Raw genomic sequence first — 25,499 nt, 5'->3', positions numbered from 1 at the left:
CTGTCCCCTCAGGTTTCATCCAGGAAGCGCACCGAACCAATATAGGGCAAGTTGCGATTGCGTTGGGCGAAGTCGATGCCATAGCCCACAACAAACTCATCCGGGATTTCAAAACCGGTCCAATCTGCCTTGATGTCGACCTCGCGGCGAGACGGTTTATCCAGCAATGCAATTGTGCGAAGTTTCTTGGGGTCTTTGGCCTGCAATAGTTTGACGACTTGTGTCAGCGTATGGCCGGTATCGACGATATCTTCGACCACAAGAACATCGCGCCCGGCAATTTCCCCGCGCAGGTCTTTCAGGATTCGAACCTCGCGCGAACTTTCCATCGCGTTGCCATAGGAAGAAGCTTCAAGAAAATCGACTTCTACGGGTAGATCCAGTTCTCGAACCACATCTGCAATGAATACAAACGATCCACGCAGAAGGCCAACTACCACCAATTTGTCGGTCCCTTCAAACTCGTCATGGATCTCTTCTGCGAGCTGTTCCACGCGTGCTGCGATGCGCTTGGCAGAGATGAGGGTGTCAATGGTGTAGGGGCGCTGGGTCATGATCAGTCCTTGGCGTCTAGGTTTTTGACTTGGAAAGTGGGGGAAAACTGATATCTGACCCCTTGATTTTCGATCGCATACCTAAGACATGTGCGGGCGCGAGAGAAGGAAAAAAACGCTCATGCCGACCCATGGTGAAAAACGTGTGCTGCCTTATACGCCGATGCAGATGTATGCGTTGGTGGCCGATGTTGGGAAATACCCACAGTTTCTTCCTTGGAATACAGCTGCGCGGGTGCGCAAGAGGACGCCACAACCTGACGGGACCGAGATGATCGAGGCGGATCTGGTCATTAGTTTCAAAGTGTTCCGAGAACGGTTTGGCAGTCGCGCGGTTCTGGATCCGGTTACACCACGGCTTGATATGGAGTATCTGGACGGACCTTTCAAATACCTCAGATCACATTGGCAGTTTCACCCCCATGAGAGCGGCTGTGAAATCGAGTTTTATGTGGACTTTGAATTCAAGAGCCCGGTTCTGCAGAAAGTAATCGGACTTGTTTTCAACGAAGCCATGCATCGGATCGTACGGGCCTTTGAAGAGCGTGCCAAAGCGCTTTATGGACCCTCTGATATCTAAGCATGTCGATGTTGGGATATCCCATTCACCGTGGTGATAAACATTTCAGTTTTAGGAGCTGATGAATGCCAGCCTAGTCTTGCGGTGTCGCGAGCGGATGATGCTCAAGCACAAGCTCTTTCAGACGTTCTTCAAGGACATGGGTATAGATTTCAGTGGTCGCAACATCGGCGTGCCCCAACAAGGTCTGAATGGTACGCAAGTCCGCACCTCGTGCGAGCAAATGGGTGGCAAAAGCATGGCGCAATCTGTGCGGGGTAACTGCGGCGGGAGATACCCCTGCTTCTATCGCGAATTCTTTGATCAGACCAAAGAACCGGTGGCGGGTCAGATGCCCCAGTTTTCCTCGGGATGGGAATAGGAATGGAGAGGCAGGGCGTTTTTTTTCAACCCGTGCCACCTCTTCGGTCTCGTCGCGAATGGCCAGCCAGCTTGCCAATGCTTCACGGGCCGGAGGAGAGAGAGGCACGAGGCGTTCTTTTCCACCTTTGCCTTTGACGAGAAGCATACGGGGATCGCCTCGGGCACTTGAAACCGGAAGGCTGACCAGTTCGGTTACGCGCATGCCGGTCGCATATAAAAGCTCCATCAGACATATGTTGCGCGTTCGGTCAGTTTTTGTACGTCCATGCGTGCGAGCCGCCATGAGCAACGCATCCACCTCGGATTCGCTGAGGGTTTTAGGCAAAGACTTTGATCGCCCTGGCCCTTTGATTTTCAGCGCCGGGTTGTCATCTCGCCAACCTTCCTCATATGAAAAGCGAAAAAGACCTTTGATCGAGGATAAGCGGCGCGCACGCGTGGATTTCGACAGACCCAATGCATCACAAGCAACCAGATAGTTTTCGATATCCTCCCGACCAACGCCATCAAATGAAGCTGGCGCGATATGCTGGGCAAAATCCGTCAGATCCCGACCATAAGCCAATAGGGTATTCTGAGACGCGTCCAATTCGGCAGCCTGCGCTTCAAGAAATGCCGAGATCCAACGACTGTGATCCTGCGATATATCGTTCATGTGCTACCCCCGACGATCCAGAATGAGGAATTCGATGGCAGCCTGCCTTGCGACTTGTTCAAGTCCAATTTGACGAAAAAAGGCCAATGCGTCTGTCAATTCGTCAAGATCACCCAGGGCGCCCCCGGAGAACAGCGCAATTGCCCGCAGAATGGCTTCCCCTAGACGGTCCTGTTCTACCAACATCTGCAATCGAATAGGGGTTCCAGTTACGGCAAACCCTTCCAGCACGGCTTCGGTTTCTGCATCTACCGGTGTGACCATGCTGGTGTCACCCTTGGCAAGAGCAAGCAAAATGGCGCGGCGGGGATGAGCACGTGCATCTGAAGCGCCAGCCCGAAGGGCGATCTCTTCTGAATGATCTGACAATAGCCCCATGTGAAGAGCGACCAAAGCTGCCTCTCCACTCAGATTATATGAGGCGAGTTCAGGTCCGAAAATTCGCGAGAAGGGAAGTTCTACACCAGCTTCCTCAAGGCGAGACCAAACCTCGGGAAGCAGAACCGATAACGTATCTGCATCACGGTTCTTCAATGCATTATCAAGCGCCCGTACAGCTGCCATCCGGTCCCAGATCCCGCCGGAAGCCGCTGGTTTTCGTTCGGTATAAAGTCCAAATATTTGATTATCACTAATTGCCCCAACACCTGACAGCCGTTCTCCAGCCTCTGCACGAGCTTTCCAACCAATATTGGCGCGCAGGTCGGCCTGGGCGAAAGCAAGTGGCAGGCTGCTGGTGGAAATATGCTCTCCGATTGCTTCATAAAGACGGAATGTCAAAGGGGATGGTTGCTGGGGGGCTGGTGGGGCAGGCTCACCTTCAAAAAGATCCGGATCCAGAAAGCGGGACAAAATCGCATCTTCGTCTTCGCTGACATATCCCAAGGCTCGCCCTGTCCCCAAGGCCAAAACCGCGGCGTCCCAATCGCCCTTGCGAGCGAGGCAAAAAATGCGGGCTTGGAATGTCGGGCTCAGTTCTGGGGCGTCACTGAGGCGCTGGCAAGTGATGTCCTCTTCGCCAAGCAGCAAGGAGGTGTCAAATGCGCGTCGAAAACTTGCGGCTGTCTGCATTTCGGAACGCGCAAGCAGGGCATCTGCCTGATCCAATGCGCCGATACCCAAAAGTCGATCTACGCGCGCCAGAAACAGACGGTCAGACCCGTTGGCCGTGCCTTTGGGTGGGTTCAGCTCTGCCAGCATCAGACGGATGAGCAGTTTCTGCATGGCCGGCATCAGCTCGACCGGAAGAGACAGTATGCGCCGAGCCAGATCATCCGGGCGCGAATTCCCCCACAGGTCGATCGGAAGCCCCGTAACACTGGCTGGCAGCAGGCCAACCGCATCTGCCTTTGCAGTTCCAATCGGGCTAACAGTCACATCTTCGACCGCAGCGGTATCGGTCACACCCGTTTCCAGTGGGGTCGCAGGGGCAGGAGCGGGCAGGGCCACACTGTTCGACAGCCAGTCAATGGCTGACATCGGCTTGAGTGTCTGACTGGATTCGGACGCTGCTGTATCTTTGTCACCGGTTTCCGCAAGCGCACCATTTACCATCCCGGTGCAGGTCAAAGCAAAGCCCAGCACCAGACGTTTCACAAAGACAGATGTCTTCTTATCATCCTCCATTCAGTGTCACGGATTTGTTCTGAGGCGCGGCGTTCGGGGACATGTCCCCAAAAAACGAATACCCCAATAAACTAATTCCGGTCACAATCGCCAAAAATAGCAATAACTTGATTACGCGAAGAGCCATGCTAGTCCCTTTTTTCTCGCCTCTTTTCTGCCTCACCTCAATTTATATATGGCTTTTGTCACAAGATCACGCCATTGAAGTAAAAACTTCGTAATTCGGCAAATGGGCGCCCCGAATAGGGCAAGGGGAAGATCAGCATGGCCTATCAACTGAACAAATCCATTGTCATGGTTGGCATGATGGGAGCAGGAAAAACTGCGGTTGGTCAAGCGCTTGCGGATCGGTTGAGCGTCCCATTCCTAGACAGCGATGAAGAGATCGTAAAAGCCGCCAACATGTCGATTGCCGAGATCTTTGAACGCGATGGCGAGGCGTTTTTTCGAGATCGTGAAAGCGAAGTGATTGGTCGCCTGCTTGACACCGAACGCGCAGTGCTGTCGACCGGTGGCGGTGCATTTCTGGCCGAACGCAATCGCCAAATGATTTCCGAACGAGGGGTGGCTGTTTGGTTGAAGGCCGATCTCGAACTGCTCTGGAATCGGGTCAAGCACAAGGATACACGCCCACTCTTGCGCACTGCGGATCCTAAAAAAACCCTGACCGAGATCTATGATAAACGGGTTCCGGTATATGCTCTTTCAGATCTTGCGGTCGAGGCGCGCTCGGAATACGCCATTGCCGATATGGCCGATGCTGTGATTGCTGCGTTGCTTACACGTCCAGATGTTTTGACAGAGGTTTGACATGACCACCGTTCACGTACCCCTTGGAGATCGCGCCTATGATGTGCGCATTGGAGCGGGATTGATTGACTGCGCCGGGCGAGAAATCGCGCCGCTGCTTCCCCGTCCTAAGGTCTGGATTGTGACCGAAGAAACCGTTGCTGGGCTTCATCTTGACGCCTTGAAAGCGGGACTTGGAAAAGAAGGAATTGCGTCTGAAGCGCTGATCCTGCCACCGGGCGAAGGCACCAAAAGCTGGCCCTATCTGACACAAGTGGTTGAGTGGCTTTTGTCGGAGAAGGTGGAACGCAAGGATTTGGTGATTGCCTTTGGCGGAGGTGTAATCGGTGATTTGGTCGGGTTTGCGGCCGCGATCCTGCGCCGTGGAGTCCGTTTTGTTCAGATCCCGACCAGCCTGCTCGCGCAGGTCGATAGTTCGGTTGGTGGCAAGACCGGGATCAACACCTCACATGGCAAAAACCTGGTTGGCGCCTTCCATCAGCCTTCGCTGGTTCTGGCGGATATTGCGGCTCTTGGCACGCTGAAAAAACGCGATTTCCTCGCGGGTTACGGTGAGGTGGTTAAGTATGGAGGGCTCGGGGATGCCGAGTTTTTCAGCTGGTTGGAGGAAAACGGTCCGAAGCTGGCTGAGGGTGATCTCGATCTCCGAGAAGAAGCGGTTCGCCATTCGGTGCAGATGAAAGCCGATATTGTCGTTCGGGATGAAACCGAACAGGGCGACCGTGCGCTTTTGAACCTTGGACACACATTCGGTCACGCGCTTGAGGCGGCCACCGGCTATTCCGACCGGCTGTTGCATGGTGAAGGGGTTGCCATCGGATGTGCGCTTGCGTTTGAGACCTCTGCGCGAATGGGATTGATTTCTCAGGAAAGCCCCTCGCGCTGGCGTGCGCATTTGGCAGCCATGGGCATGAAAAAGGACTTGGCAGATATTCCGGGTGATTTGCCGGATGCCGACGGGTTGATCACCCTTATGTCTCAGGACAAAAAAGTGCAGGCGGGCAAACTGCGCTTTATCATGGCGCGGGCAATTGGAGAGGCCTTTGTTACGGATGAAGTGGACATGAAGATCGTGCATGACATTCTGACAGAAGCGCTTGCCGGGCGCGGGTAGGGTCTCCGCCCCGGCGAACTTCGGGAGGTCCGGTCACATGGATTTACTGATATCCCTGTGTTGCGGATTGGCTGAATGGTGAAGACCTATCGACCGCGGTTTGCCACCACCATCAATTCACCGATGTTTTCGCGCGTAATATAGCCAAGGAAATGCCCCTCGCGGTCCGTAACCGCAACTGCGGGGGCCTGGCCCATACGGGTTAGAACTTTTTCCAATCCATCTGTCAGGCGTACAATCGGAACCTGCTGCATCAACTCGCCCACGGGGGCAGCGGGCACGCCCTGCGCTCGGGTTTCCGCGAGGTTTCTGAGCAGGGTGTCTCTTGTAAGAAACCCTTGGAAATAACCCTCATTATCCAAAATCGGGAACTCGTGCTGGGTGGTGCGTATCAGCGTTAAGGCCGCCAGATCGAGACTGTCCATTGGGCCAAGTGATTGATATTCCGTAATCATTGCGTCACGAGCGACCATGCGCCGGGCGACATGCCGCATCGCCACATCTGAACTTTCAGCACCTGCCGCGATAAAGATAAACCCGGCAATCAGGACCAGCAGGATATTCCCCGATAAAAGCCCACTCAAGGCCATCAAGAAAGCCAACATTTGTCCCGCAGCAGCTGCAATCCGCGTCGCGGTCACCCGATCTGTGACCAAAGACACAACCGCGCGTAAGACGCGACCGCCATCCATTGGAAAAGCTGGCAACATATTGAAGACCGCCAGAACGAGGTTCAGCGTCGCAAGCTGTGCCGGAAGGGTGGAAGGCTGAACGGATAAACCGGTGATCTGTTCCGGTTCCGTTGGTGCTCCGAAGAGGAGTGTCAGGACCGCCCAGATCACCACATTCACCGCAGGACCAGCCAGAGCCACCAAAATTTCCTGAGACGGTTTTTCGGGCATTTTTTCCAGCCGAGCCAGACCGCCAATCGGCAAGAGGGTGACATCGGGCGTGTGAATGCCGAAACGGCGCGCCATCAGGGCATGACCGAATTCATGCGCCACCACGCAGGCAAATAGGAGGAGGATAAAAATGGTGGTCCATAGCGCGGCTTCGGGACCTTGGGTGCTCCAGGCCTGGGCACCTATAAAGGCAATGAGCAGAAGAAAGGTCACATGGACACGGATCTGCGAGCCGAAGAGATGCCCGATGGGGAAAGACCAACTCATCGCGCACCTCCTTGTTATTACATTCGTTTAGAACGGGATCTCGTCGTCAAAACCGCCGCCGGCCGGACCGGATTGCTGACCACCTGAACCACCTTGGTTCCCGCCGCCATAGCCTCCGCCCTGATCATATCCTCCGCCACTCTGGCCACCGCCTTGGTTGTCACCGCGACCATCCAACATGGTCAGGGTCGAGCCAAAGCCCTGAAGGACAACTTCGGTGGAATAACGGTCATTGCCGGACTGATCTTGCCATTTGCGGGTCTGCAACTGGCCCTCGACATAGACCTTGGACCCTTTGCGCAAATACTGCTCTGCCACACGCACCAGCCCTTCGTTGAAGATGGCCACAGAGTGCCATTCCGTGCGTTCACGGCGTTCACCAGTGTTGCGGTCTTTCCAGGTTTCCGAGGTTGCGATGCGCAGGTTGCACACCTTGCCGCCGTTCTGGAAGGAACGGACCTCGGGATCACGGCCCAAATTGCCGATCAGCATTACCTTATTGAGCGAGCCTGCCATAGACGGCTTCCTTTCGATTCTTCACATTTCGCACAAGGTTACACAGATGATGAGGGCTGGGGAAGGTGAGCAAAGCGGGAAAGCTGTGGATGAATTGGCTCTTTGTTAAGCGAGTGACACTCATTTGGTGGTCCGGTTCACCCTTGAGACTGGCAAGAAACTGCCAAGACCATTGAGATGTTACGAAAAGTGCCTATATTGTCCGGATCAATTTTGGGGAAGAAAGATGTCTCTCAGCAGCTTTTTTCGGGGGCTTGTCCCGCTTATTGCTTTGTATTTTTTCGTCGGAACCATCATGGCGATGCCGGTGATGGCAGAAAGTTTGTTCTCAAGTTCCACTGGACGCGCGGTATTCAACTCCCAACTTCAGGTTCTTGATTCACGAGCCGCCCAGCAATATGCCAATTCTGTCCGGCTACAACCCAATGCGCCAAAAGTGCCCGTTTCCGTCGGCATCCCCAATTACCGTGGAAAATATCGTGGGCAATACCTTGAAATGGCAAAAGCGGCAGCACGCCGCCATGGCATTCCGGAAAATCTCTTTTTGCGACTGGTGCAACAGGAAAGCGGTTGGAATCCACGTGCCAAAAGCCATGCGGGAGCAATCGGTCTTGCGCAGCTGATGCCCTTCACTGCGCGAAAACTTGGCGTAAACCCCCACGATCCTTATCAAAATCTAGACGGGGGCGCGCGGTATCTGCGTCAGCAATATAACACGTTCCGCACCTGGCGGCTTGCATTGGCAGCCTATAACGCAGGGCCTGCTGCGGTACAAAAATACTCCGGTGTGCCACCGTACAAAGAAACCAAAGGGTATGTAAAAGCGATCCTTGGTAGCTGATCGGGGCATCAATCACGCAGCATCTCTTCAGGCAGTCCGCCCTTCGGGACCTGAATAGGCGCGTTCAACCTTTGCAACACGCAGGTGATAGTGGTCATACCAATCGCTGATCCCAAATCTCTGAGCGGCCATATGCGCGCCATCGGCTTTCCAGTCCGCTATTGAGGTCTCATCTCTCCAGTAGGATACAGTTATTCCAAATCCGGTTTCGTCCCTCGTGCTTTCCGCACCCAGAAAGCCGGAGCGCCCTTGCGCCATTTCCAGCATTTTGTCAGCCATCTGGTCATAGCCGTTGGGATTTTCAGATAACTGATTGGAAAAGATCACAGCGTAATAAGGTGGCTTTGGCGTCGGGGCGAACCGGTCGTTCATCGGCTGTTCCTGTTTCTCAATTGATCGCCCACTTAAGGTGCAGACGGCCTAATGCGCGGATCTGAAGCTTGAGGGCGTCTGGCCGGTATGTTTCTGAAAAGCCCGTGTGAAATATGCCGCAGAGGCGAACCCAAGACTATGAGCAATGTCCTTGATTGGCATATGTGTCTCGCTCAACAAGCGTCGCGCTTCATAATGTACCCGGTCTGCCAAAATTGAAGATGCAGGACGCCCGCAGGCTTTGTTGCAGACCCGGCTGAGATGCGTGGGCGTGACACCCAACTCTCCGGCATAATCGCGAACTGATTTTGAACTGTGAAATTCCTGTTCAACCAATGCAGCAAATGCATTTGCAAGACGTGCCGAAGCGTCTTTTTCGGTCTCCCGCACAGAATGATCAGACAACTGGCGATCCAGCCAAACAGAGATCAGCCCGGCATGGCACATCATTGCGCGATGCGTGCGGTCGGCGCCACTTGACTGAAACCGATCCATTTCGCGTTGGAGATCATCGATCATTCGACCGAGTTCCATTTGTTTTTCTGCTTCGCGTAGGCGCAAATGCCGTGGTTCTTCAGGGAGCTTTAGGGCTTCTTCGCTGTCTTGAGGCAGTACGATCAGTGTTCCAGCTACATGCGGCGAAAGCTCAAACCCATGCATGATCCCGGCGGGGACATACACACAATTATTAGGGCCATAACCTGCGGTAACTCCGTTGACCGTGATGCGACCCTGACCCCGTGTGAACCAGATCAGAACAGGCGCCCCATAAGAACGCATTGCCTCGGTGCGCCATCGGCCACCCTTGTTCATTCTTCCAAGAGGAACAACACGAAATGGCGCAGATTTGGGTTGCATTTGAGACATGGCGACCAGAGAGAGATGAGAGATTTCGGAATTTAACGGACATCCTCATAGCGCAATTTGTTGAATTTGTCGCGGATGAAATTCACAATAAGTAGTTATCCCCAGATTGATCCACAGAAAACAGGGGGGGATTGCGGCTAACATGACGGGGGTGCGATGCTTCGATTGGGCCCGTCTAAATGGCTGTTTAGAAGACATGAAGCCATCTCTTGAAAGATAGGAATTTCAAGCAGGAAGGGTAATCGCTTGCCAGGATTTCATGCGTTTTCGAAACCAGGTGCGCTGACGTTTGGCATATTGCTGACTGGCAATGATGGCGAGGTCGCGCGCTTCGGAAAGTGTGATCTCGCCTTTCAGGTGAGCGATCAATTCAGGTGCGCCAATCGCCTTGGCATGAGGTGCTTTGGGATCCCATTCTGCTAGATTGGCTGAAGCTTCCTCCAATGCCCCCCCATCCAGCATCAAATCAAACCGCCGTTCAATCCGTTCCCGCAGCCAATCCCTGTCGGCATCCATCACAAAGGGTGCTGCAGCATTAAGGGGAAGCAGAGGGGGAGGTGTGGCATCCTGCCAAGAGGCCAGCCCGCGCCCGGTCGAACGCTGAACTTCCCAGGCGCGCGCAACACGAGCCGGGTTTTTCTGGTCTATCCGCGCCAGTGTATCGGGATCAATATCCGACAATAAGGCCGACAGCCCCCCCTCGGATAAAAGTGCTTCTCCTTCGGCCCTGATCTTCTGCGGGGTCAAAGGAATATCGGCCAACCCCTCGGTCAGTGCGGTCAGGTTCAACCCGGTCCCACCCACAATGATTGGACGTTGCCCGCAGTTCAGCAGAGGCCTGACATCCCTGAGCCAATGACCGACGGAATACTTCTGATCTCCGGGAATGTGACCGTAGAGGCGATGCGGTGCGCGCGCTTCCTCTTCAGGCGACGGGCGGGCGGTAACAATACACCAATTAGAAAAGACCTGTAGCGCATCTGCATTTACGATCACGCCGCCAGATGTTTCGGCAATCTCAAGCGCCAGGGCGGATTTTCCAGATGCAGTCGGTCCAGCGATCAGCACAGGTAGATCAGAGGGAATGTTTTTCACCAATGATGAAAACGAGGCAGACACGTCAGGATTTCCCGGCTTGTTGTTTTTTCGAGAGGCTTCATGCTTATCGCATTGAATGTTGCGTCTGTTTGGGCCATTTTGCCCGGCAACACAATCACCCAGTTCAGGATGCTGCAATGAACGAGATTACCCCCGAGACCCCGCAAACGGCCTATAAACGCGTCATGCTGAAAATCTCGGGAGAGGCCCTGATGGGAGATCAGGGATATGGGCTGCATCCGCCGACGGTTGAACGCATCGCCCGCGAAGTGAAGACCGTTCATGATCTGGGTGTCGAGATCTGCATGGTCATCGGTGGTGGTAACATTTTCCGCGGGCTGTCTGGCTCCGCACAGGGAATGGAGCGCACGACCGCCGACTATATGGGGATGCTTGCAACCGTCATGAATGCGTTGGCGGTACAGTCGGCCTTGGAAGGATTGGGTGTCTTCACCCGAGTGATCTCTGCGATCCGCATGGATGAGATCGCCGAGCCCTATATCCGCCGTCGCGCGGTGCGTCACCTTGAAAAGAAACGGGTCTGCATCTTTGCAGCTGGCACCGGCAACCCTTATTTCACCACCGATACCGCAGCAACTCTACGTGCCAACGAAATGAATTGCGAAGCAATTTTGATGGGTAAAAACGGGGTGGATGGTGTTTACGACAAGGACCCGAAGGAACATTCCGACGCGGTGCGTTACGACCATGTCAGCTATGATGATGTTTTGGCGAAGCGCCTGCGGGTTATGGACGCTTCTGCCATTGCATTGGCACGAGACAACAACTTGCCATTGATCGTGTTTGGACTAGACGAACCCGGCGGTTTCAAAGGGATTCTGTCAGGGCAGGGCACCTATACAAAAGTTGGCGGCTGACTTTGTTTGATGCGGGCAGTTTTTTGCCCAATCCACTAGGTTTTTCCCGTAACGCGGGTGCAACCCTATACAAGCCACGCGCTTGAGGGCTATAGGTATGAAAAGACGCTCGAAAACAAGAGCACATGAAAAAGGGGACGTCTGCAATGGCTGACGAACAGTTTGAACTGGATTTGGATGATCTGGAGCGCCGTATGGATGGTGCGATCGGGGCGCTGAGAAGTGAGTTCGCGTCACTCCGCACTGGACGCGCGTCTGCGTCGATGCTGGATCCAATTACGGTTGAGGCTTATGGCGCGCGTACGCCGCTGAACCAGATCGGCACCGTAAACGTGCCTGAACCACGTATGGTGACTGTAAACATCTGGGACAAATCGTTGGTTGGCCCTGCCGAAAAAGCCATCCGGGAAAGCGGTCTGGGAATTAACCCGCAGCTTAATGGCACCATCATCATGCTGCCGATTCCCGAACTTAATGAAGAACGTCGTCGTGAACTGACCCGCGTTGCCGCCCAATATGCCGAAAGTGCCCGCGTTTCTGTACGCAACGTGCGTCAGGACGGGATGCAGCAGCTTAAGAAAGCCAAGGACACGATGAGCGAAGACGACAACAAGCTGTGGCATGATGAAGTTCAGGAACTGACGGACAAATATGTCAAAATGGTCGACACAGCGCTCGAGACCAAACAAGAAGAGATCATGCAGGTCTAAGCTTATTGTGGCAGACCTGTCAGGAGAATGCGTGTGAGCACAGAGCGGACATCACCAAAACATGTGGCCATTATCATGGATGGCAATGGCCGCTGGGCTCAAAAACGCGGGCAACCACGTCTGTTTGGACACCATGCCGGTGCCAAACGGGTGCGCCAGATTGTTGAGGCCTGCCCGGATCACGGCGTAAAATACCTGACCATTTTTGCCTTTTCGACAGAAAACTGGAAACGAACCCAGACCGAAGTGTCAGGCCTAATGAGCCTGTTTCGGCGTTACATCAAGAAAGAAGCGCGCGCGCTTCGAGATGAAGGTGTTCGTGTGCGGTTCATCGGGGACCGTGTCCGTCTGGATAAAAAACTGCAAAAGCTCATGGATGAGTTGGAAGAGCTGACCAGCAACAACGACCGGGTTCACTTGACTATCGCTTTGAATTACGGCGGACGGGATGAGGTTGCGCGCGCAGTCAAGCGATTGGCACAGGATGCAGCTTCGGGCCGTATCAACGCCGACGAAGTCGACGAACAAACACTTACAAAATATTTGGATACTTGTGTTCTACCAGATCCGGATCTTGTAATTCGCACATCCGGCGAAGCGCGTATTTCGAACTTTCTTCTCTGGCAATCAGCCTATGCCGAGTATGAGTTCATCGACACACTTTGGCCCGATTTTGATGCTGAGATTTTCGGAAAGATCGTGGGACGGTTCGGAGGACGTGATCGTCGGTTCGGTGCTGTGAACGAAGCGGCTGAATGACTGGAAGTCTTTGCTGCGCGATCGTGGCAGCACACATTCGCGGAAAAGGATCATCATGGGAAAAGTGACTACCGGATCGAACTGGACAGATCTGGGACCTCGCCTTGGCGCAGGGCTCGTGATGGCCGTTGTTGCTGCGGGTGCCATCTGGGCTGGCGGCATGGTCTTTGTGACATTGATTGCCTTGGTTATCGGTCTATGTTTTTGGGAACTTGCTCGACTGCTGAACCATCCCAAAATCAATCCAGATGGTCCGCTGGTTCCCATTGGGTTGGGTGTTTTGGCCACTGTGGCCGTGGTACTTGCAGGCTATCGGCTTGAAACATACGGTAATTTCGGTCTTGTATGGGTATCCCTTCTTGCGGCGCCTATTGTCGGATCCCTCATTTTGCAACAGCACCGGTTGCTGTTTGGCTCCTACGGGCTTTTGATCATGCTCTCCGCACTTGGCTTTTTGCACCTGTCGCATTCCAAACTTGTGATTTGGCTGATCATGGTTGTGATCGTCTCCGATGTTGCGGGCTACTTTGCCGGGCGCGTGTTGGGCGGACCAAAATTCTGGCCCAAAATCAGCCCCAAGAAAACCTGGTCCGGCACGGTTGCGGGCTGGATAGGTGCGGCGCTGGTTGGACTTTACTTCTCGTCAGAAGGGGCCGCTCTGTTCTGGATGATCGGATCGGTTTTGGCCAGTTTTGCCGGGCAGATGGGGGACATCGCTGAAAGCGCAATCAAACGCTTTGTAGGCGTAAAGGACAGTTCAAACCTGATCCCGGGTCACGGTGGTGTTCTCGACCGCTTCGATGCGATGATTGGCGCCGCTGCGCTGGTCTATCTGCTGTCAGTTATCATGGCGCTTCCTCTATTCGTGACGGGATAAGTGATGCGCAAGATCTCGATCTTTGGGGCGACAGGTTCAATTGGACAATCAACAATTGATCTGATTGCACGAGACCCGGAAGCTTACGACGTTGTGGCGCTGAGTGGTGGACACAATGTCAGCAGGTTGGCTGAGGATGCGATCCGTCTGAATGCAGATGTGGCTGTGACGGCTCATAATGAAAACCTTCCTGCATTGAGGGACGCCCTTTCAGGGAGTGGGGTCGAAGCTGCCGCCGGTGAGAACGCCATTGAAGAGGCCGCCTGCCGTCCTGCCGACTGGGTCATGTCCGCCATTGTGGGGGCCGCAGGTCTATTGCCTGGACTTCGCGCATTGGAAAACCGCGCCACTCTGGCTTTGGCCAACAAGGAAAGTCTGGTAACAGCAGGCCCCCTGATCATGGCAACCGCGCAGGCCCATCACGCCCGGATCCTGCCGGTGGACAGCGAACACTCTGCCGTATTCCAGGGGTTGGTGGGGGAAGAGATGGACGCGGTTGAGCGGATCATCATCACTGCTTCCGGTGGGGCGTTTCGAGATTGGCCAATGGAAAAATTGGCTAAGGCAACTCTCGCTCAGGCGTCGTCCCATCCCAATTGGGATATGGGGCAGCGGATCACAATCGACAGTGCTTCCATGTTTAATAAGGCTCTGGAAGTAATTGAAACAAAAGAATACTTCCAAATCGATCCTAAGAAAATCGAAGTATTGGTTCACCCTCAATCTCTGGTGCACGCACTTGTTGGTTTCAACGACGGCGCCCTGATGGCGCATCTTGGTGCCCCGGATATGCGGCATGCTATCGGGTATGCCTTGCATTGGCCCGCACGTCGTGACCTGCCAGTGGAACGGCTGGACTTGGCAAGTGTCGCCAAGCTTGAGTTTCAAGCTCCTGATGACGCGCGATATCCTGCCTTGCGGCTTGCCCGTGAAGTGATGGCGGCGGGTGGTCTGACGGGAGCGGTTTTCAATGCTGCCAAAGAAATTGCCCTCGATGGGTTCATCGCCGGAGAGATCGGTTTTATGGATATGGCGGGTATTGTCGAAGAAACACTGACCGTGTTGGGAGGGGATCAAAGCCTGATCCAAGCTGCAATGACACTTGATAATGTTCGCGCAGCAGACCACATGGCAAGAGTAAGGGCGCGCGAAATCATGCGTGCTGCACCCAATTTGATCGCACAGCAAGGATAACGGAGACGGTTATGGATCTCTTTTCGCTTCTGCCAGATTTCGGCAATCTGGTCTTCACCTTGCTCGCGTTTGTGGTCGCTTTGACGATCATTGTGGCGGTGCATGAATATGGGCACTACATTATTGGCCGTTGGTCCGGGATCAAGGCTGATGTGTTTTCAATTGGAATGGGACCCGTACTGTATTCGCGCGTAGATAAGCACGGTACGAAATGGCAAATCGCCGCGTATCCTATTGGTGGATATGTAAAATTTGCAGGGGACGCCAATGCGGCGTCTGGTGGGGCCGATGAAGATGCTCTGGCCGAATTGAGCGAAGAAGAAAAGCGGCACACAATGCCGGGAGCCCCACTTTGGGCGCGCACTGCCACTGTGGCAGCGGGACCAATTTTCAACTTTATTCTTTCAACAATGATCTTTGCCGGTTTCATGTTCTACTCCGGCATTGCCGCAGACCCGCTGACCGTCGGCAAAGTCAAAACGATGCCGGGGATCGAAGGCGGTCTTGAACCTGGTGATAAGATTTTGGCCATTGCTGGTCGCGAAGCGCCGGAGCTTGAAGAATTTGGCAAGTTTATTGCCGACTTGCCCAGCTCAAAAAACGTTGAGTACCGGGTAAGCCGCAACGGTCAAGAACTGGAACTCACCGGAACACATCCGTTCCCCCCGCTGGTGGGATCGGTTGCCCCTAAATCTGCCGCGATTGATGCGGGACTTAAGGTGGATGATCTGATTGAATCCGTTGATGGTACCGCTATAGAAACATTCGATTCCCTGCGCGAGATTGTGGTCGGTGGTAACGGAGAAACGATCACATTGGGTGTTCTTCGGGACGATACCCGGTTTGATCTGACACTCACCCCACGCCGTCAGGATATACCCCTTGCCGAAGGTGGCTTTGAAACCCGTTGGTTAATCGGTATCGGGGCAGGTATGGTCTTCGAACCCGCCACACGCCAGCCCGGTATTCTCGAAGCACTCGAAGGTGGTTGGAATAGGGTAACTTATATCATCTCGTCGAGCCTTTCTGGCCTCTGGCATATGATCAGCGGCGCAATTTCCAGCTGCAACCTGTCTGGTCCAATTGGAATTGCCCAAGTGTCCGGACAAGCGGCGTCACAAGGGGCAGGGAGCTTTATTGCATTTGTTGCGACATTGTCGACTGCCGTGGGCCTGATAAACCTCTTTCCCATACCAGTTCTGGATGGCGGGCATCTGGTGTTCTTTGCCTATGAGGCGGTTGCCAGGAAAAAACCTTCCGAAAAAGTGATGAATGTTCTCCTGATCATCGGATTGGCGCTTGTCTTGTCACTGATGGTCTTCGGCGTAACGAATGACCTATTCTGCTAGAAACCAACCGAGTTCATGTCTCGATAAACTTAGTGCTCGGTATTGAAGCCAGAATTGCCTCAATATCGACACATTTCCCCTCATCTTGTGCCACATTCGCAGATTACTCATATCCAGAGGCTCGCTTGAGCAGTGAGAAATGGAGGGTAAAAATGGACCATATTCAAAGCGGATATCGCGGACTCTCGCTTTTGATCGATCTTAATCTGGATCGGTTCCTATTTGCCGGAGCAATCGGACTTGCGCTGACCAGTGCGGTCGTGATTGTAAATATGTTCGTTTGAACCTCCGATCCCCTGTCTAAGGATGATGTATTAGCCCCATCGCCTCTGACAGACCTGCAGTCAGGCACTGCAGAAACCCTTTGCAAAACGATTTTTAAAGCGCTCCCATGCCGGGGGCGCTTTGTTGCTTTGACATGCCCCTATTGACCTATTATTCACGATGGAAATGGGATGTTTGAGCGGAAGTTAGATAAATGCATATTACAGGTGAAACGAGCAGCGCCTTTGAGCTGAAAAAGAACATGCTGGCCAGCTTCGCAAAGCGAAGCTCTGTGGCGATGTTTCTGGGCCTTACAGCGCTGTCGCCAGCGGCTGTTGCACCTTCTTATGCTCAGTCTTACGCATTCAATAATGTCGAAATCCAGGGCGCGCAGAGAATTGAGGCCGCGACAATCCTCAGCTACCTTGGCGTCAATCGTGGGGAAACCATTGCAGCGGGCGCGTTGAATGACGGCTATCAGCGCCTTATTGGCTCGGGCCTGTTTGAATCTGTTGAACTTCTGCCCCAAGGCAACAAGCTGGTGATCAAGGTTCAAGAGCACCCAACGGTCAACGTCGTGTCGGTCGAGGGAAACCGCCGGGTGAAGGACGAGGCATTTGAGCCGTTCCTGAAAACCACTCCGCGTCGTGTTTATAGTCCAACGGTGGCAGAGCAGGACGCGCAGACCATTGTTGAGATCTATCAGGCTCAGGGGCGACTTGCCGCACAGGTTCAACCCAAGATCATTCGCCGCTCGAACAACCGTGTGGATGTAGTGTTTGAAGTGACTGAAGGCAAAACTGTTGAGGTTGAGCGCCTGTCTTTCGTCAACAACCGTGCCTTTTCTGATCGCCGTCTGCGTCGTGTTCTGGAAACCAAGCAGGCTGGCCTGCTTCGGGCATTCATTCGGGCAGACAGTTATGTCCCGGAACGAATTGAACTCGATAAACGCGTTCTGACAGATTTTTATCTATCGCGTGGCTATGTGGACTTTAAGGTTCTCAGCGCAACATCAGAGTTTTCACGCGAGCGTGACGCGTTTTTCGTGACCTTCTCAGTGCAGGAAGGGCAACAGTTCAAACTGGGGAACATCACGACCACGACGGATCAGCCAGAAGTGAACGCTGATGAGTTTGCTGCTGCATCGCAGCTGCGCACAGGACAGATCTATAGTCCCAACATCATCGAAAACACCATCGCCCGGATGGAACGTCTGGCCTTGCAAAAGGGCTTGAATTTCATTCGCGTTGAACCGGTTGTCACCCGCAATGCACGCACCCGCACGTTGGACATCGAACTGGTGGTTACCCGCGGTCCTCGAATAATCGTGGAACGGATTGATATTGAAGGCAATGCGACCACGTTGGACAAGGTTGTACGCAGCCAGTTCCGTATTGCGGAAGGTGACCCGTTCAATCCACGTGAAATCCGCGAAGCTGCTGAGCGGGTTCGCGCACTTGGCTTCTTTACAACAGCTGATGTGCAAACCCGTCAGGGTTCAGCCCCGGATCGGGTTGTCGTGGATGTTGATTTGGAGGAGGCCCCGACAGGTAGCCTGTCCTTTGGTGGGGCTTATAGCCTTGAAAATGGCTTTGGTGTCAATATCAGCTACACGCAACGAAATTTCCTTGGTCGCGGGCAGTTCCTTAAGCTGGCATTTGGCAACACCTCTGACACCAGCACTTTCGCACTAAATTTTGCAGAACCGCGGTTCCTTGGCCGGGATGTCCGCTTCGGCTTGGATGCAAGTTATTCCGAAAGCGAAGAAGCCTCATCTGCGTTGTTCGACACAAAGACCTTTATTTTCCGCCCGTCGATTGAATTCCCCATCAGTGAAAATGGCCGGATCGGCTTGCGGGCCTTCGTCGAATCCAATGAAATGCTGAATGCCGAAAGTGACAGTTCGCAGATCATCAAGAATGAGGTCGCGCGTGGTCAGCAGACCGGAGTTGGGGCTGGTTTGACCTATAGCTTCGACAGCCGACGTACCGGTCTCAACCCGAATGCAGGTATTTTGTTCCGTGCCAGCGCCGACCTGGGTGGTTTTGGAACCGACTACGAATATTTCAAAGCTGAGGCGCTTGCACGAGCGCAAACCAAGGTGTTGAACGATCAGGTTACTCTGTCAGCAACCTTCGAAGGTGGTATGGTTCAAGGGCTAGATACAGGCGGTGTGTCGCGCTTTACCGACCGGTTCCATCTGGGACCATCCAAACTCCGTGGATTTGCCACAAATGGCCTTGGACCACGTGATCTGATCTCAACAAATCAGGATGCGCTTGGAGGCAACTACTACGCGGTTGCACGGCTGGAGGCGGAATTCCCACTGGGGATTCCCGAGGAATATGGGATCACCGGCGGCCTGTTCCTTGATGCTGGTGCCTTGTGGGGATTGGACGATACCCTAGGTGGATCTATTGACGACGATTCTCATTTCCGGTCCTCAATCGGGGCCTCAATCTTCTGGAGAACCCCAATTGGTCCCCTGCGCCTGAACTACTCGCGTGTGCTTGAAAAACAGACATATGACATTGAGAATGAGTTTGAACTCACGATTTCATCGCAGTTCTGATATGTCTACGTGCTCAGGAAATCTCGGCGCAGGGAGCTTCCTGCGCCGTTTGACCCTGGCCGTCACGCTTGGAGTCGCATCCTACGGGTCTGGCTTTGCTCAAGAAGCGACCAACCCCACCCGTGGACAGCAAGACAACGGAACGTCCCAAGTCGGCCCGACCAACAATAGCCGCTCTCCGGTTCTTACTGTGGATCGTGATCGGCTGTTTACCGGTTCGCTTTTCGGAAAAAGGGTTCTCGCAGAAGTCGAAGAAGAACGTGCGCGTCTTGCGACAGAAGCACGAAAGGTCGACGCTGCATTGGCCGCGGAAGAAAAGGACCTCACTGAGCAACGCAAACAGCTAAGTTCTGAGGAATTTCGAGCCTTGGCTGATGCCTTTGATGCTAAGGTTCAGGCATTGCGAAACGAACGCCCCGCACAGGAATTGGCGTTCACTCAGATGTTCGAACGTGAACAGCAGAGCTATTTTGAAAAGATTGGTCCCATACTGGGGGACGTTGTGCGCGAACGTGGCGGAGTTGTGATCGTTGATCGGCGCGTGATCCTTCTTACCACCCAGAATATCGATGTGACGGATGAGGCCATTGCCCGAATTGACGCCGTTCTCGGGGATGGAACCACACAGCCTGACTGATCGTAAATATCGGCGACCGGTGAGACCAGGATATACACACTCGCGAGATCTTTCATGTTGTTAGACATTGTTTCGTGTTCAGTGAATTGATAGTCACAATCAAGAGAAAAGAACAAACGGGTCCCGGTTCGGGAACCCTTGCGAAAGGACAAGAGCATGGTTGATGTGCCCTCCACCGCCGATATCCAACTGATCCAAGAATGTATCCCTCATCGTTATCCTTTCTTGCTGGTGGATCGGGTGGAAGATATTCGCAAAGGGGAATTCGCCCGCGGGATCAAGATGGTTACGATGAATGAACCCCATTTTCAGGGCCACTTTCCGGGGCTTCCGATCATGCCGGGGGTGACAATCATTGAAGCCATGGCACAGACCTCTGCTGTGATGGTGTCTCTGTCCCTTGATCTGGTAGGAACCGGGGCTGTGGTCTATTTCATGGGCATCGACAGTGCCAAATTCCGCCGCAAGGTTGTTCCGGGCGACGTGTTGACACTGGACGTGACAACCGTTCGCGGCGGAGCGAAGGTCTGGAAGTTTGATGGGGTTGCCAAAGTCGGTGATGAAGTTGCCTGTCAGGCCACTTTCATGGCGATGATCGATGTCACCGGCGGAAAGGGCTGATAGATGGGCATTGATCCGTCTGCCAATATTCACACGAGTGCAATTGTGGAAGAGGGGGCCAGTATTGGTCCCGACTGCAAGATTGGACCGTTTTGCCATATCGGTCCAGACGTCAAGCTCGACCGGTCGGTTGAACTGAAATCCCATGTGGTGGTGACCGGGGATACCGAGATTGGTGAAGAGACAATGGTCTTTCCGTTTTCGGTGATCGGTGAAATTCCGCAAGACCTGAAGTTCTCGGGCGAGGACACAAAGCTTGTCATCGGAAAGCGCAATCGGATCCGTGAACATGTCACCATGAACTCCGGCACCGCCGGAGGCGGCTATGTCACTCGTGTTGGGGATGACGGGCTCTTCATGGCAGGCTGTCACGTGGCCCATGACGCACAGATCGGAAACAATGTGATCCTTGTGAACAATGTCGCCGTGGCCGGCCATGTTGTGATTGAGGACGATGTGATTATTGGCGGTTTGTCCGGTCTTCATCAGTGGATCCGAATTGGTCGCGGAGCGATTATAGGCGCACTTTCAATGGTGACAGCTGATGTTTTGCCTCATGCTCTGGTCCAGGGCCCACGCGGCGAGCTGGATGGTCTCAATCTTGTTGGCCTGAAACGGCGCGGCGTTGCTCGCAGCGATATCTCTGCCCTCCGGGCTGCCTTTAAGACCCTGAAGCAAGGGGACGGGAGCTTTCAAGAACGCGCCAAGCGTTTGGGCGAAGACGCTGACAGCGAATATGTACGCGAGATGGTGGCGTTTATCATGGGGGAAAGCGATCGCGGCTTTCTAACACCCAAGTGACGGAAACTTCCGGATCTGTGGCGACTTCCGGGCGTTTGGCCATCATCGCTGGGTCCGGGCATTTGCCCGGCGCCATCGCAACAGCCAATCCCGAAGCGCTTTTTGTAGCGCTCAAAGGGATTGAGGTCATCCGCCCAAAGACACATGAATACATAGAGGCGAGTTACGAAAAGCTCGGTGCCCTGTTCAAAACCCTGCACAAATCCGGGGTGACGAGGGTAACCTTTGTTGGCAACGTAACGCGTCCGAAACTCAATCCGCTCAAGATGGATATGACCACCATGTCGCTCTTTCCGCGCATCAAATCGGTGCTGGGAAAAGGGGATGACGCCGTGCTTCGGTTGGTCGCTGAAGTCTTCGAGGAACAGGGATTTGAGGTAGTGTCAGCAAAGGATGTGTCCGCTGGTTTGACCATCGAGGCCAAAACCATCGGGTGCGCCATGAGCGCACAAGACCACGCGGATGCGGAACGTGGATTTGCGATCCTTGCGGCTCTGGACGATCTGGACATTGCGCAAGGGGCAGTCGTTGCAGGTGGCCAATGCCTCGGCATTGAAACCATCCGAGGTACGGATGCGTTGCTTGCATATGTCACGGAGACGCCGAAAGATTTGAAGCAAGGTGCTCCGGGGGTTTTCGTGAAATGCCCCAAAAGAAATCAGGATGCGCGGATGGATATTCCCACCATCGGCCCAGAAACCGTGCGCAATGTGGCAAAGGCGGGACTTGGGGGGATCGTCATTCCCGCAGGTCAGGTGATCGTGCTGGATCAGCCTGAGGTCGAACGACTGGTTTCCAAACTTGGCCTCTTTCTGGAGATGCGGAAATGAGTGCAAAGCTGAAGGTGTTTTTGATTGCGGGAGAGCCGTCTGGAGATCGGCTGGGGGCGGCGTTGATGTCCGGGCTGAAATCACTGAACCCGGATATCGAATTTCAGGGCATAGGTGGCGATGGCATGCAAGGCGAGGGATTAACCTCGCTCTTTCCCATGACTGAGCTGTCGATCATGGGTATTGCGGAAGTGGCCCCAAAGTATTTCCACCTGAAACGCCGGATCCGGGAAACGGCAGAAGCTGTGCTTCGTCTCCGCCCAGACGTACTGATTACAATCGACAGCCCCGATTTCTGCCTGCGCGTTGCAAAGATCGTAAAGGATGAAGAAATCGAAGGGGTGACCTATGGCCGCGATATTCCAATCGTTCACTATGTAGCGCCATCTGTCTGGGCTTGGCGCCCAAACCGAGCGGAAAAAATGGCGCAATGGGTGGACCATGTGCTTGCCCTGTTACCGTTTGAACCGGAATACATGCAGGATGCGGGCATGGGTTGTGATTTTGTCGGTCATCCGGTTGTCTCAGAACCTCAAGCGACCGAAGCGCAGGCGCGGGACTTTCGTGATGTGTATGGGATAGGTGACGGGCCGCTTCTGCTTGCGCTGCCCGGTTCTCGAAAGGGCGAAATCTCGCGTTTGGCTGAGAGGTTTGGCCAGATCATCGGTCATGTCGCACGGGAATATCCCGGCACACAGGTTGTGTTGCCAATGGCACAAGGCGTGGTGGATCTGGTGCGCGAGCAAACTGCGAACTGGCCTGTAAAACCGATCCTGATTGCCCCGGAAGACATTGACGCGAAACGTGCTGCTTTCAGGGCCTCGGACGTGGCGCTGGCCGCCTCGGGAACCGTATCCCTTGAGCTAGCCGCCGCGGGCACGCCGATGGTGATCGCATATGACATGAATTGGATCAGCCGGATTCTGATCGGTCGTATGCTCAAGATCGACACCGTGACACTGGTCAATCTGGTGTCAGAAACCCGCGCTGTACCCGAGTTTCTTGGGGCTGAGTGTGAGGTCGAGCGAATTGCGCCGGCCCTGTTGGAACTTCTGGAGCACCGCAGCTCGCAAGATTACGCGATGGACCTGACCATGGATCGCCTTGGGCGAGGCGGAGAAGCGCCAGGACTTCGCGCCGCTCGATCAGTGTTGGATGTGGTGCAAAACTGGGGCAGGGGATAGAGCCAACCCAGGCTTTTAGATTACTGCTGTGTCTCAACGCCTTCTGTGAGGATATCCTGCACCTGAGGGATGATGATCGGCATTTTTTCCTGCACCATCTGTAAGACCATCGGAGTTTGGCGCTCAGCCAGTTGCGGCAGCTTGATCATTGCAGCGCGCCCAAGGTCCGTCTCATAGAAATCGCGCAACGCCTTGATCTCGTCGAAGGTGAATACATCAGCCATCACATAGGCCTGATCACGCATGATCTTATACATCGGCTCGGTCATTTCATCCTGATAGATCTTGTTGATCTTGGCGATCTGCGTGTCATCCAGTGGGATACCTTTTGACCTAATATCCGCAACCAGCGGCTCCCACATGGTTGTGATCATGGCTTGCATGTCGAGGTCCTGAAGCGTGGCTTCAATATACCCTGCGGACAGGGCCAGTCTCTGGGTATGAGTTTCCTCGGCAATTGCAGTGGAGACGTGAACGGGTGAGATGAGTGCGAGGCTGACGGCAATAGCAGATGCGATTCGACGCATGAAAGATCCTTTCCGGGCTGTTTGCCCGGATCATCACGGTACGTCAGGGATTTCTCAACGACATTGGTCAAGTCATTGGAAAAAAGCGCGCGCTATCAGCCGCGCCAAATCCAACCGCCACCAAAGATACGCGGGCTTTCCATGTCGTAGAAGACGCAGGCCTGACCCGGGCTGACCCCCTCTTCGGGAGTGAGCAACTCAACCTCTGCTTCGGTCTCGGAAATCGGTCGGATGACAGCCTCTCGTGGAGGGCGAGTAGAGCGGATTTTCACGCCCATGTGCCATTCCTTGCGGGAGGTGAACGGCTCGTCTCCAAGCCAGTTGATTTCACGAACGGGGACTGTGCGGGTGGCCAACAATTCCTTCGGGCCAACCACCACCTGTTTGGTGTCTACATCCAGCTTGACCACATAAAGCGGATCCGAAAGCCCACCGATGCCTAGTCCGCGACGTTGACCAATTGTGTAGTGGATGACGCCGTGATGCTGCCCCAGGACACGACCATCCGTATGAACAATTTCTCCCGGCTCTGCAGCCCCTGGTCGCAGTTTTTCGATTACGCCAGCGTAATTTCCTTCGGGCACAAAACAGATGTCCTGACTGTCCGGCTTATCTGCCACTTCCAGCCCGTATTTACGAGCCAAAGCACGGGTTTCGTCCTTGGTTTTCAAATGGCCAAGCGGGAAACGCAGATATTCCAGTTGTTCGGGGGTGGTCGAGAACAGGAAATAGCTCTGATCCCGGTTTGGATCCGCAGCAGAATGGAGTTCCGGTCCATCCGGGCCCATTTTGCGTTGAATATAATGCCCCGTGGCCATGCAATCTGCACCAAGGTCACGGGCAGTTTCGAGAAGGTCCTTGAACTTAACCCGCTCATTGCACCGGATACAGGGAACCGGTGTCGCCCCTGCCAGATAGCTGTCTGCAAATTCTTCGATCACAGCATCCTGAAAGATGTTTTCATAATCCAGCACGTAATGAGGAAAGCCCATGCTTTCAGCAACATGGCGCGCGTCATGGATATCGATCCCAGCGCAGCAGGCACCTTTTTTGGCCAGCGCCGCACCATGGTCATAAAGTTGTAGCGTCACACCAACCACGTCATAACCTTCATCGGCAAGCATTGCCGCGACAACTGAACTGTCCACGCCGCCCGACATCGCAACAACCACACGCGTTTCAGACGGTGGTTTTGCAAATCCCAGCGAATTAAGCGTCTCAGTCTTAACCATAGACTCAGGTGTCATAACGGATCCTTTCCACAAGACCGCCAAAATATAGGAAAATTCGAAGGAACAACAAGGGGGCACTTCACTTCTCTTTAAACCTGTCGAGGCAATGTGGCCTCGCAGCACATTATCGGGAGTAAAAGGGGAGCCTGAATGTATCTAAAGAAAATCGAAGGTCCACGCGCCGTGACATTGCCAGATGGAAGCATCATGACACGAGCTGACCTTCCTCCTGCGGAAACACGTAGGTGGGTGGCCAGTCGCAAGTCTGCTGTGGTTAAGGGTATCACCTATGGGTTGATTGGTGAGGATGAAGCTATGGAAATATACAGTCTATCCAAGGAAGAGCTATTTGAGTGGGAAAATGCGATGAAATCGCACGGAGAGGCAGCTTTAAGGGCTACGGCATTGCAAAAGTATAGACAATCATAGGATGTATTCACTAAAAGTTCTAATAGGGTAACGGGTGATTAACCATTTCAAGGGAAGCTGCTTGCAATCG

At 53.9% G+C, this 25,499-nt stretch carries 28 protein-coding genes; 18 read left to right on the top strand and 10 right to left on the bottom strand.

Annotation, left to right across the window (positions count from 1 at the left end; translation table 11 throughout):
* Nucleotides 1-8 precede the first annotated feature (8 nt).
* Entirely contained in the window at nucleotides 9-554 is a 546-nt protein-coding gene (hpt, locus tag O2N63_RS12460; protein WP_271054605.1) for a hypoxanthine phosphoribosyltransferase, read from the bottom strand.
* A 121-nt stretch (nucleotides 555-675) separates the two neighbouring features.
* Here hpt and O2N63_RS12455 point away from each other — a divergent pair, with 121 nt between their 5' ends.
* Nucleotides 676-1,134 carry a type II toxin-antitoxin system RatA family toxin gene (locus tag O2N63_RS12455; protein WP_271054604.1) on the top strand — a complete coding sequence of 153 codons (459 nt, stop codon included), beginning with the start codon at nucleotides 676-678 and terminating at the stop codon, nucleotides 1,132-1,134.
* Nucleotides 1,135-1,207: 73 nt separating this feature from the next.
* On the opposite strand, the gene O2N63_RS12450 is transcribed toward O2N63_RS12455, so the two are convergent.
* Complete coding sequence (locus O2N63_RS12450) at nucleotides 1,208-2,152, bottom strand: site-specific tyrosine recombinase XerD (protein ID WP_271054603.1); 945 nt, start codon at nucleotides 2,150-2,152, stop codon at nucleotides 1,208-1,210.
* Between the two features lie 3 nt (nucleotides 2,153-2,155).
* A complete protein-coding gene (locus O2N63_RS12445) occupies nucleotides 2,156-3,778 on the bottom strand; it encodes a hypothetical protein (protein ID WP_271054602.1) in 1,623 nt (540 codons plus the stop codon).
* Between the two features lie 264 nt (nucleotides 3,779-4,042).
* Here O2N63_RS12445 and O2N63_RS12440 point away from each other — a divergent pair, with 264 nt between their 5' ends.
* Nucleotides 4,043-4,588: a shikimate kinase gene (locus O2N63_RS12440; protein ID WP_271054601.1), complete on the top strand. Its 546-nt coding sequence runs from the start codon at nucleotides 4,043-4,045 to the stop codon at nucleotides 4,586-4,588.
* Between the two features lies 1 nt (nucleotide 4,589).
* On the top strand, nucleotides 4,590-5,702 hold the full coding sequence (gene aroB / locus O2N63_RS12435) for a 3-dehydroquinate synthase (RefSeq protein ID WP_271054600.1): 1,113 nt from the start codon (nucleotides 4,590-4,592) through the stop codon (nucleotides 5,700-5,702).
* 86 nt (nucleotides 5,703-5,788) lie between these two features.
* Here aroB and O2N63_RS12430 read toward each other — a convergent pair whose 3' ends face one another.
* Nucleotides 5,789-6,871: a site-2 protease family protein gene (locus tag O2N63_RS12430; RefSeq protein ID WP_271054599.1), complete on the bottom strand. Its 1,083-nt coding sequence runs from the start codon at nucleotides 6,869-6,871 to the stop codon at nucleotides 5,789-5,791.
* A 27-nt stretch (nucleotides 6,872-6,898) separates the two neighbouring features.
* Nucleotides 6,899-7,387: a single-stranded DNA-binding protein gene (ssb, locus tag O2N63_RS12425; RefSeq protein WP_271054598.1), complete on the bottom strand. Its 489-nt coding sequence runs from the start codon at nucleotides 7,385-7,387 to the stop codon at nucleotides 6,899-6,901.
* A 295-nt stretch (nucleotides 7,388-7,682) separates the two neighbouring features.
* Between ssb and O2N63_RS12420 the strand changes: the two genes are divergently transcribed.
* Nucleotides 7,683-8,228, top strand: coding sequence for a lytic transglycosylase domain-containing protein (locus tag O2N63_RS12420; RefSeq protein ID WP_271054597.1), 546 nt, complete (start codon nucleotides 7,683-7,685; stop codon nucleotides 8,226-8,228).
* Nucleotides 8,229-8,255: 27 nt separating this feature from the next.
* On the opposite strand, the gene O2N63_RS12415 is transcribed toward O2N63_RS12420, so the two are convergent.
* From O2N63_RS12415 to miaA, 3 genes are all read right to left on the bottom strand, one after another.
* Nucleotides 8,256-8,600 carry an antibiotic biosynthesis monooxygenase family protein gene (locus O2N63_RS12415; RefSeq protein ID WP_271054596.1) on the bottom strand — a complete coding sequence of 115 codons (345 nt, stop codon included), beginning with the start codon at nucleotides 8,598-8,600 and terminating at the stop codon, nucleotides 8,256-8,258.
* Nucleotides 8,601-8,648: 48 nt separating this feature from the next.
* Entirely contained in the window at nucleotides 8,649-9,380 is a 732-nt protein-coding gene (locus tag O2N63_RS12410; protein WP_271054595.1) for an AraC family transcriptional regulator, read from the bottom strand.
* A gap of 312 nt (nucleotides 9,381-9,692) precedes the next feature.
* Nucleotides 9,693-10,586 (bottom strand): tRNA (adenosine(37)-N6)-dimethylallyltransferase MiaA, encoded by an 894-nt coding sequence (gene miaA, locus O2N63_RS12405; RefSeq protein ID WP_271054594.1) that lies wholly within the window; start codon nucleotides 10,584-10,586, stop codon nucleotides 9,693-9,695.
* A 116-nt stretch (nucleotides 10,587-10,702) separates the two neighbouring features.
* Here miaA and pyrH point away from each other — a divergent pair, with 116 nt between their 5' ends.
* From pyrH to lpxB, 13 genes are all read left to right on the top strand, one after another.
* Complete coding sequence (gene pyrH / locus O2N63_RS12400; protein ID WP_271054593.1) at nucleotides 10,703-11,443, top strand: UMP kinase; 741 nt, start codon at nucleotides 10,703-10,705, stop codon at nucleotides 11,441-11,443.
* Nucleotides 11,444-11,589: 146 nt separating this feature from the next.
* Nucleotides 11,590-12,153, top strand: coding sequence for a ribosome recycling factor (frr, locus tag O2N63_RS12395; protein ID WP_271054592.1), 564 nt, complete (start codon nucleotides 11,590-11,592; stop codon nucleotides 12,151-12,153).
* A 33-nt stretch (nucleotides 12,154-12,186) separates the two neighbouring features.
* A complete protein-coding gene (locus tag O2N63_RS12390; RefSeq protein ID WP_271054591.1) occupies nucleotides 12,187-12,912 on the top strand; it encodes an isoprenyl transferase in 726 nt (241 codons plus the stop codon).
* A gap of 55 nt (nucleotides 12,913-12,967) precedes the next feature.
* Nucleotides 12,968-13,789 (top strand): phosphatidate cytidylyltransferase, encoded by an 822-nt coding sequence (locus tag O2N63_RS12385; RefSeq protein WP_271054590.1) that lies wholly within the window; start codon nucleotides 12,968-12,970, stop codon nucleotides 13,787-13,789.
* Between the two features lie 3 nt (nucleotides 13,790-13,792).
* Nucleotides 13,793-14,983 carry a 1-deoxy-D-xylulose-5-phosphate reductoisomerase gene (gene dxr, locus O2N63_RS12380; RefSeq protein ID WP_271054589.1) on the top strand — a complete coding sequence of 397 codons (1,191 nt, stop codon included), beginning with the start codon at nucleotides 13,793-13,795 and terminating at the stop codon, nucleotides 14,981-14,983.
* Between the two features lie 11 nt (nucleotides 14,984-14,994).
* Nucleotides 14,995-16,332: an RIP metalloprotease RseP gene (gene rseP / locus O2N63_RS12375; RefSeq protein ID WP_271054588.1), complete on the top strand. Its 1,338-nt coding sequence runs from the start codon at nucleotides 14,995-14,997 to the stop codon at nucleotides 16,330-16,332.
* Between the two features lie 152 nt (nucleotides 16,333-16,484).
* Nucleotides 16,485-16,616 carry a hypothetical protein gene (locus O2N63_RS12370; protein ID WP_271054587.1) on the top strand — a complete coding sequence of 44 codons (132 nt, stop codon included), beginning with the start codon at nucleotides 16,485-16,487 and terminating at the stop codon, nucleotides 16,614-16,616.
* A 242-nt stretch (nucleotides 16,617-16,858) separates the two neighbouring features.
* The gene (bamA, locus tag O2N63_RS12365; protein ID WP_271054586.1) at nucleotides 16,859-19,168 is read left to right on the top strand and encodes an outer membrane protein assembly factor BamA; all 2,310 of its coding nucleotides are present in this window, start codon (nucleotides 16,859-16,861) and stop codon (nucleotides 19,166-19,168) included.
* 1 nt (nucleotide 19,169) lies between these two features.
* The gene (locus tag O2N63_RS12360; protein WP_271054585.1) at nucleotides 19,170-19,805 is read left to right on the top strand and encodes an OmpH family outer membrane protein; all 636 of its coding nucleotides are present in this window, start codon (nucleotides 19,170-19,172) and stop codon (nucleotides 19,803-19,805) included.
* A 156-nt stretch (nucleotides 19,806-19,961) separates the two neighbouring features.
* Nucleotides 19,962-20,426 (top strand): 3-hydroxyacyl-ACP dehydratase FabZ, encoded by a 465-nt coding sequence (gene fabZ, locus O2N63_RS12355; RefSeq protein ID WP_271054584.1) that lies wholly within the window; start codon nucleotides 19,962-19,964, stop codon nucleotides 20,424-20,426.
* Between the two features lie 3 nt (nucleotides 20,427-20,429).
* Complete coding sequence (gene lpxA, locus O2N63_RS12350) at nucleotides 20,430-21,227, top strand: acyl-ACP--UDP-N-acetylglucosamine O-acyltransferase (RefSeq protein WP_271054583.1); 798 nt, start codon at nucleotides 20,430-20,432, stop codon at nucleotides 21,225-21,227.
* Nucleotides 21,224-22,057 (top strand): LpxI family protein, encoded by an 834-nt coding sequence (locus tag O2N63_RS12345; protein ID WP_271054582.1) that lies wholly within the window; start codon nucleotides 21,224-21,226, stop codon nucleotides 22,055-22,057. Before lpxA ends, O2N63_RS12345 begins: the two co-directional genes overlap by 4 nt.
* Nucleotides 22,054-23,241: a lipid-A-disaccharide synthase gene (gene lpxB / locus O2N63_RS12340; RefSeq protein ID WP_271054581.1), complete on the top strand. Its 1,188-nt coding sequence runs from the start codon at nucleotides 22,054-22,056 to the stop codon at nucleotides 23,239-23,241. The genes O2N63_RS12345 and lpxB overlap by 4 nt, the downstream gene beginning before the upstream one ends.
* A 20-nt stretch (nucleotides 23,242-23,261) precedes the next feature.
* Here the strand turns inward: lpxB and O2N63_RS12335 are convergent, their stop codons facing one another.
* Complete coding sequence (locus tag O2N63_RS12335) at nucleotides 23,262-23,768, bottom strand: DUF2059 domain-containing protein (RefSeq protein WP_271054580.1); 507 nt, start codon at nucleotides 23,766-23,768, stop codon at nucleotides 23,262-23,264.
* A 95-nt stretch (nucleotides 23,769-23,863) separates the two neighbouring features.
* A complete protein-coding gene (gene mnmA / locus O2N63_RS12330) occupies nucleotides 23,864-25,015 on the bottom strand; it encodes a tRNA 2-thiouridine(34) synthase MnmA (protein WP_271054579.1) in 1,152 nt (383 codons plus the stop codon).
* A 135-nt stretch (nucleotides 25,016-25,150) separates the two neighbouring features.
* Here mnmA and sciP point away from each other — a divergent pair, with 135 nt between their 5' ends.
* Nucleotides 25,151-25,429 (top strand): CtrA inhibitor SciP, encoded by a 279-nt coding sequence (gene sciP / locus O2N63_RS12325; protein ID WP_271054578.1) that lies wholly within the window; start codon nucleotides 25,151-25,153, stop codon nucleotides 25,427-25,429.
* Nucleotides 25,430-25,499 lie beyond the last annotated feature (70 nt).

The organism is Aliiroseovarius salicola (genome assembly GCF_027891095.1).
Lineage (GTDB): Bacteria > Pseudomonadota > Alphaproteobacteria > Rhodobacterales > Rhodobacteraceae > Aliiroseovarius > Aliiroseovarius salicola.
This window is presented reverse-complemented; position numbering and strand designations above follow the sequence as displayed.